The organism is Paraburkholderia sp., assembly GCF_035656215.1.
GTDB lineage: Bacteria > Pseudomonadota > Gammaproteobacteria > Burkholderiales > Burkholderiaceae > Paraburkholderia.
In genome coordinates this window covers 1-6916 of sequence record NZ_DASRSY010000064.1, presented here as the reverse complement: position 1 = coordinate 6916, position 6916 = coordinate 1, and the positions used below count along the sequence as shown (strand labels likewise).

General features: G+C 64.6%; 6 protein-coding genes. 2 read left to right on the top strand and 4 right to left on the bottom strand.

Annotation, left to right across the window (positions count from 1 at the left end):
• The first annotated feature begins 165 nt into the window (after positions 1-165).
• Positions 166-1152 (top strand): sigma-70 family RNA polymerase sigma factor, encoded by a 987-nt coding sequence (locus VFE81_RS03605; protein WP_325043277.1) that lies wholly within the window; start codon positions 166-168, stop codon positions 1150-1152.
• On the opposite strand, the gene VFE81_RS03600 is transcribed toward VFE81_RS03605, so the two are convergent.
• From VFE81_RS03600 to VFE81_RS03590, 3 genes are all read right to left on the bottom strand, one after another.
• Positions 1108-2382: an EAL domain-containing protein gene (locus tag VFE81_RS03600; protein ID WP_325043278.1), complete on the bottom strand. Its 1275-nt coding sequence runs from the start codon at positions 2380-2382 to the stop codon at positions 1108-1110. The genes VFE81_RS03605 and VFE81_RS03600 overlap by 45 nt on opposite strands.
• 300 nt (positions 2383-2682) lie before the next feature.
• Positions 2683-4137 (bottom strand): multidrug transporter subunit MdtD, encoded by a 1455-nt coding sequence (mdtD, locus tag VFE81_RS03595; RefSeq protein WP_325043276.1) that lies wholly within the window; start codon positions 4135-4137, stop codon positions 2683-2685.
• Positions 4138-4219: 82 nt separating this feature from the next.
• Positions 4220-5647: a PLP-dependent aminotransferase family protein gene (locus tag VFE81_RS03590; RefSeq protein ID WP_325043275.1), complete on the bottom strand. Its 1428-nt coding sequence runs from the start codon at positions 5645-5647 to the stop codon at positions 4220-4222.
• A gap of 204 nt (positions 5648-5851) precedes the next feature.
• On the opposite strand from VFE81_RS03590, the gene VFE81_RS03585 reads away from it, so the two are divergent.
• Positions 5852-6157 (top strand): DUF2917 domain-containing protein, encoded by a 306-nt coding sequence (locus VFE81_RS03585; protein ID WP_325043274.1) that lies wholly within the window; start codon positions 5852-5854, stop codon positions 6155-6157.
• Between the two features lie 14 nt (positions 6158-6171).
• Here VFE81_RS03585 and VFE81_RS03580 read toward each other — a convergent pair.
• On the bottom strand, positions 6172-6916 hold a 745-nt coding region (locus VFE81_RS03580), incomplete at its 5' end, for a citrate synthase (RefSeq protein WP_325043273.1).

Sequence of the window (6916 nt, the reverse complement as noted above, 5' to 3'; positions counted from 1 at the left end):
AGATTGCAGGGCGCGCACGGACAATGTCGCAGGCAGCAGGCAGCAGGCAGCAGGCAGCAGGCAGCAGGCAGCAGGCAGCAGGCAGCAGGCAGCAGGCAGCACATCACGCATTGGGCCGGCAAGGCGCCGCGCGCATTTCACCACGCACGATCTGGAGGTCTACGCATGACGGAACAAGGAATCGACAAGGCATCCAGCTTCGAGGCGGTGCGCGCCCGCCTGCTCGCGCTGGCGTACCGGATGCTCGGCAGCCGCGCCGAAGCGGAAGACGTGGTGCAGGACGTCTGGCTCAAATGGCATCTCGCCGATACGCAAGAGGTGCAGACGCCGGCCGCCTGGCTCACCACGATCACCACGCGCGCGGCGATAGACCGGCTGCGTCATGTGCAGCGTGAACGTGCGTCACAGGCCGCCGGCTGGTTGCCGGAGCCCTGGCTCGACGAGGTGGCGCCATCGGCGGAGGAACTGGCCTTGCGCGCGGCCGAGATGTCGTACGGCGTGATGCTCCTGCTCGAGCGTCTGAAGCCGGATGAGCGGGCGGCATTCGTGCTGCACGAAGCTTTCGACTGCGACTACGCGGAGATTGCGAAAATCCTCGACCGTACGCCGGCTAGTTGCCGTCAGATCGTCCACCGGGCCAAGACGCGTTTGCAGCGCGCGGGTGCGCCGCTGGAACGGCCCGATCCCGCCGCCCATGCGCGGATCGTGGAGCGCTTGCGCACAGCGCTGGAGGCGCAGGATCGGATTGGTTTGCTGCGTCTCTTTAGCGACGCGCCCGAAGTTGTCAGCGACGTCGTCAGCGATGCGCCGGTGTGCACGCAAGAACTGGCGCCAGTGGCCTGGATGGAGACGGTGACTGCTCTTGCGCACCAGGCGAGCCATGCAGAGGTGGTGTCGGTCGAAGGCGCAATGTGCATTGCGTTGCTCTTCGACGGCGAGGTTGTTGGGGTAATCGACGTGTCCACGCAAAGTCTCGCGGACGGTTCGGTGAAGATCGTCGCGTTGCGCGCCGTCACCAGCGCAGTGCGTTTGCAGGCAGCCAACCGCTTGCTGGGTCGCGCGGCCGTCATGAAGCTGCTCGCGCGGATCCAGCGGAACACCATTGCGTCAATTACGATGCGCAGCGACTTCCCAGTTGATGTCGACGCATAGCACCTGCGTGCCGTGCGGCGTATGCGCGGCGATCGAGGCGGTCACGCACAGGTGCGCTTCGTTGATCGACAGGTAGGGCGGCGTGAGGTGCACCTGGCCGGGCACGCGCATGGCCTGAATGAAGTACGGCCGGCGTTCCCAGCTCGCGCCTTCCGAATGCAGCAATGGCCGGAAGCGCTTGGCGCGTTGCGAAGCACGCCCCGGCGGCAGTACGTTGTCGCCGATCTGCCGGCCCGAACCGTCGAGCACGAAGCAGCGTGCCGTTTCGCCGAGCATGAGCAGCGACGCGGTCGCCTGGATCACCGATTCCCCGGCCACGAGTTGAGCAGCCGCTGTTTCCAGCGCCGTGACATAAGGGGCGAGCCGCGCGGACTGTGCGCGTTCGCGCGTCGCGACCCGTCCGCGTAGCGCCGCGGAGAGCGAGTCCATCAAGCCGGCCGCCGCTTGCGGTTTCACCGGCTCGACGCTCGGGCCTGCGAAGAACGCGCCCTGCACGAAGTCGACGTTGCATTCGAGCGCGATCAGCGCATCGCGCTCAGTGCTCAGGCCGCCCATCAGCACCAGTTGGCCGGATTCGTGCAGCATCGAGACGAGGCCCGGCAGCACGCGTTCGATATGTGAGTGCTCGCTCGCTTGCGCGAGGATGCAGCGGTCGAGCGTGACGATGTCGGGACGCAGATTCCACACGCGGTCGATGTTCGAATGCTTGGCGCCGAAGCCGTCCAGCGCGATCAGGAAGCCGGATTTGCGCAACGCGTCGATGATATCGGCGAAGCGCGTGGTCTCACCGCCAGCCTGTTCGGACACTTCCAGCACCACCCGTTGCGGCGGCAGGCCCAGCGCCTTGAGTCCGGCGAGCAGTGCGTCGCCGTAACTGGTGTCCATCAGCGCCGCCGGGTGCAGGCTCAGGAAAAGCCATTCGTCGTGGCTGTCGAACGCATTGAAATTGCCCAGATGCAGCGATTCGGCCAGCCGCCCGAGTTCCAGCAGGTCGCCGCGCCGCGCCGCTTGCGTGAAAACCTCGTGCGACGGCACTTGCAGCGCATGTTCGTCGTGTGCGCGCAGTGAAGCGTGATAACCGATCGCGCGCCGGTGCGACACCGAGAAAACCGGCTGGAACACGCTGAAAACAGTGTAGCCGCCGTACAGAACGGTGCGCCGGGATCCTTCGTCGCCGGCCATTGGACGCGGCGGCTGGAAGCCGGGAGGATCGAGTTCGATCATGCTCATCATGTCAGTCGTGTGGAAGTGGCGGCGCGCTTGCATGCTCGACACGAGTCCGCAGGCGCAAATTGTGAGTTTACAGGATAGTCGAGCAAGAACTATGCGCGAGCGGAAACACACTGTAAGCGCATGGTTGCCACGGTCAGTACGACGATTTTGCGCCAGCGCGGTCGCGAAAGCGATGATTCGCACTTCTGTGGTGCGCCCGCGCCCCGTTGCGGGTCGGCGACAGGGCGCGGTGGTCACTGCGAAATGACGACGAACCGCGGCGACGTCACAGCGAGTCACCGCCGCTCGGCCCAGAACTTAGGTCCGCTCCGAAGGATCGGTCTTTTTCCCGGGCGTGCGGATGTCCGGCGACAGTTGCGCGAAAATCCACGACGAGCCCGCGGTGATGATGCCGACACACAGGAACGTCGCATGGAAGGCGGGCAGCGAGTTGGCGGCGGTCACGCGCGGCAGGAGGCCAGTGAAGGTCGCGAGCAACGCGCCGGCCACCGTCACGCCGAGACTCATCGACAGCATCTGCACCAGCGAGAACAGACTGTTGCCGCTGCTTGCGCCGCCGGTGCCGAGGTCCTTGAGCGTCAGCGTGTTCATCGCGGTGAACTGCATCGAGTTAACCGCGCCGAAGAACGCCAGTTGCACGAGCCGCAACCATAGCGGTTGGCTGGCTGAAGTGAGCGCGAAGCTCGCCATGGTCAGCCCCACCAGCACCGTGTTGACGATCAGTACTTGCCGGTAGCTGTACTTGATGATCAGCGTCGTGACGAGGCGCTTGGCCGCCATGCCCGCGGCCGCTACCGGCAGCATCATCATGCCGGCTTCGAAGGCGCTATAGCCGAGACTCACCTGCAATAGCAGAGGGATCAGATAGGGCATCGCGCCGCTGCCGATCCGCGCGAACAGATTGCCAAGCAGACCAACGCTGAAAGTGTGGATCTTGAACAGATCGAGCGGGAAGATCGGTGCTGGCTCGCGCACGGCGTGCAACCCATAGGCGACGAAGCAGGCGAGACTCAGGATCAGCAGCACCAGCACCGTGGCGTGCTGAATACCAAACTCAGTGCGGCCGTCGAGCGCGAATGAAATCGCCACCATGCCGAAAATCAGCAGCAGATAGCCTTTCAGATCGAACTTGCCGGTGTGCTCGTTGCGGCTATCCGGCATAAAGATGAACGTGGCGATGCAACCCACAATCCCCACCGGCACATTGATCAGAAAGATCCAGTGCCACGACGCGATTTTCACGAGCCAGCCGCCGAGCGTCGGGCCGATTAGCGGCCCGATCAGCCCCGGGATCGCCACGAACGACAAGGCAGGCAAATAGCGTTCCGCCGGGAAGGTACGCAGCACAGCGAGCCGTCCGACTGGCAACAGCATCGCCCCGCCAACACCTTGCACGATGCGGTAGATCACCAGTTGATTCAGGGTGTGCGCGTTGGCGCACAACAGCGAGCCGACCGCGAACACGAGGATCGCGCTGAAAAACACGCGCCGCGTGCCGAGTTTGTCGGCGAGCCAGCCGGATACCGGGATCATCACCGCCATCGTCAGCGAGTAGGCGATCACCACCGATTGCATGCGCAACGGCAACTCGCCAAGGCTCGTCGCCATCGCGGGGAGCGCGGTGTTGACGATGGTCGAGTCGAGCGTCTGCATGAAGAAGCCGGTGGCGACAAGCCACAGCATCACGGTGAGCGAACGGGGCGAGGGGGCCGACGTGGCGGCGGAGGCGGGCAGGGGCGGCGGCGTGGACATGGAGGGCGGCTGGGCTGGGACTCGCTATTCTAGGGAAAAGCGGAGCCCGGCGCAGTGGATAAGCGCCAGGCGCGACGGCAAGTCAAGCCGCTTTGGCCGAAGCAGGCAACGCCACGGCAGCGTGAAAAAATGCCTGTGCACGCGGCTCGTTGCCGAACGCCGCGTGAATCCTGATCCACGGGCTGACTGCCGTGTTCGGCCGGAAATAGCTGCCGGGAATTACCGTCACGCCGAGCGGTGCGGCGCATGCTACGAACCGTTCGGAGTTGTCGACGTGCGGTACACGTGCCCAGACGAACTTGCCGCCAACGGGTTTTTCGAACAGCTCCCAGCCGGCGTCTTCGAGTGTCTGGATGGTCGAGCCGAGCGCGTCGCGCATGCGGCGGCGCAGCCGCTCGAGGTACTTACGGTACGCACCGCGTTCCAGCAGCGACACGGCGACCGCCTCGGCAAAACGCGAACCGCCGATGCTCGTCAGCATCTTGATGTCGACCAGATCCTTGATGATCGCGTGGCTGGCCACCACGCAGCCTATGCGCAGCGACGACGACAGCGTCTTCGACAGGCCGCCCACGTAGATCACGTGCTCGAGCTGGTCGAGGGTCGCGAGACGGTCGGTGACGTCACTCTGGAAGTCGGCGTAGATGTCGTCTTCGATGATCTTGAAGCCGTGTTCGCGCGCCAGTTGCAGCAGCCGGAACGCTACCGGCGGTGCGACCGTGGTGCCGGTCGGATTGTGGAACACCGTGTTGATGAACATCAGTTTCGGCCGGTGCAGTTGCAACTGCGCCTGCAACACATCGAGATCGGGACCGTTGCGGGTGCGCGGAATGCCGATCAGCTTCACGCCGTGCAGCTTCAGCAGACCGTACAGGTTGTAGTAGCCGGGGTCCTCGACGAACATCGTGTCGCCGGCTTTGAGCATGTAACGCATCAGCAGATCGAGCGCCTGGCTTGCGCCGTTGGTGATCAGAATCTGCGAGGCGTCCGCCTGAATTCCCAACTGGCCGATACGGCTTTGCAGATGTTCGCGCAAGGTCAGATTGCCGAGCGGGGTCGCGTAATCGACCATGCTTGCGGTGTCGGTGCGCGACACGTGGCGGATCGCCTGCGCGAGGCTATCCATGTCGCGCCACGCGTCGGGAATGAAGCCGCTGCAGAGCTTGAGCGTCTCGCCCGGGTGGTTGAACTGCTGCAGAAGGTGTCCCGATTCGTCCTCGGCGCGGCGCGGGTCCGAGGTGCCCTGACACTGCGTGCTGGCCGGCTGACGGTCGGCGACATAGAAGCCCGAGCCGTGGCGCGAGTCGACATAGCCGAGCGACACCAGGCGGTCATAAGCCTCGATCACGGGGAAACGGCTTACGTCATAGTCGGCGGCGAACTGACGGATCGACGGCAGCTTTGCGCCCGGGTGAACCGTGCGTGACCGAATCCAGGCGGTGACGCTTGTGACGATCTGCTCGGTAAGCGGTACGCCGCTATCCCGATCGAGTTGAATTTCGAGTTTCATGCGGTTCTTTCCTCCAACGGAGACCCGGCGCGCAGAACCGCCTCGACGGTGCGCACCGCACGCACTCCTGAAGCGTGTTTACCCCAACTGTCCGTTTTTTCAACTGAACAGTTCCGATGGAAGTGTTCGGAACTGTGCATGGGTATTCGATGATCGCACGTCAATAATCGCTACAACAGGAAAGTTCTTCGAAGGAGAAAAGCGATGCGTGAAGTCCGTATTTTCGAAATGGAGCATGACGAGCCCGCGGCGGCCTGGCGTGTCGCGCGTCCGTCGATCTTCAAGGTGATCTCGGGCGAGATCTGGCTGACCGTCGAAGGCGACAACGCGGATCACTGGCTGGCAACGGGGCAATCGACCGAGTTGCCGCGCGGTACGGTGGCGTGGGTCAGCGCAGGGAAAGCCGGTGCGCGTTTCGCGCTGGCTAGCGGGTCAGAGCGTGCGGCAACCCGGCCACTGCGCAGCTTGCCGGTGTTGAACTGGCTGCCGCGCTGGTTGGGCGTGGCGTAACCCGCGGCTCAACCTCAACCCGCCGCCTCATAGTCCCCGATATAGCGCGCGCGTGGCCGGATCAACCGGCCATCGCGTGTCTGTTCCATTGCATGGGCGATCCAGCCGACCACTCGGCCGACCGCGAACAGCGTGAATGCGGCGCCGGCCGGCAGGCCCAGTACCCGTTCGAGGGCCGCGAGCGCAAAGTCGACGGTTGGCTCCGCGCCGGTCGTGTCGCGCACCGTGCGCGCGAGCGCCTGCACTTCGCCTAGCGGTGAGCGGGCCGGCGCGCAGTCGGCGAGCATCTCAAGCAACAGACGCGCGCGCGGGTCGCCTTCCGGATATAGCAGATGGCCGAAGCCCGACAGCACGGGCCCATGTGCACCGAGTTCAAGGCGCGCGAGCCGGTTCGCCAGATAGCGATCGAGATCGGGGGCGCGCGACGCTTCATCAAGGAGCGCGGTGATCCGGACCGTCTCGCCACCGTGTCGCGGCCCGGCCAACGCGGCCAGACCACCCGCCACTGCGCCGAAAAGATGCGTCCCTGTCGACGTGATACAGCGAACCGTGAAGGTCGACGCATTCAGTTCATGATCCGCGCATGCCACCAGCGCCGCGCGCAACAGCCCCGCCTGCTGACGGTTGCGCACGTTCCACGCTGAAGCCAACTGCTTGTGCAGCGGTTCGTTCGACGGCGCCGCCGAGATCATCGCGGCGGCCAGCAGTCGCATGACCGCGCAGGCGGTATCGAGTTGCGCGTCGCGACCGAGCGCCCAG

Coding starts and splice junctions, on each gene's coding strand:
- mdtD (WP_325043276.1), bottom strand. CDS start 4,137: ATGTCCACGCCGCCGCCCCTGCCCGCCTCCGCCGCCACGTCGGCCCCC.
- VFE81_RS03605 (WP_325043277.1), top strand. CDS start 166: ATGACGGAACAAGGAATCGACAAGGCATCCAGCTTCGAGGCGGTGCGC.
- VFE81_RS03590 (WP_325043275.1), bottom strand. CDS start 5,647: ATGAAACTCGAAATTCAACTCGATCGGGATAGCGGCGTACCGCTTACC.
- VFE81_RS03585 (WP_325043274.1), top strand. CDS start 5,852: ATGCGTGAAGTCCGTATTTTCGAAATGGAGCATGACGAGCCCGCGGCG.
- VFE81_RS03600 (WP_325043278.1), bottom strand. CDS start 2,382: ATGAGCATGATCGAACTCGATCCTCCCGGCTTCCAGCCGCCGCGTCCA.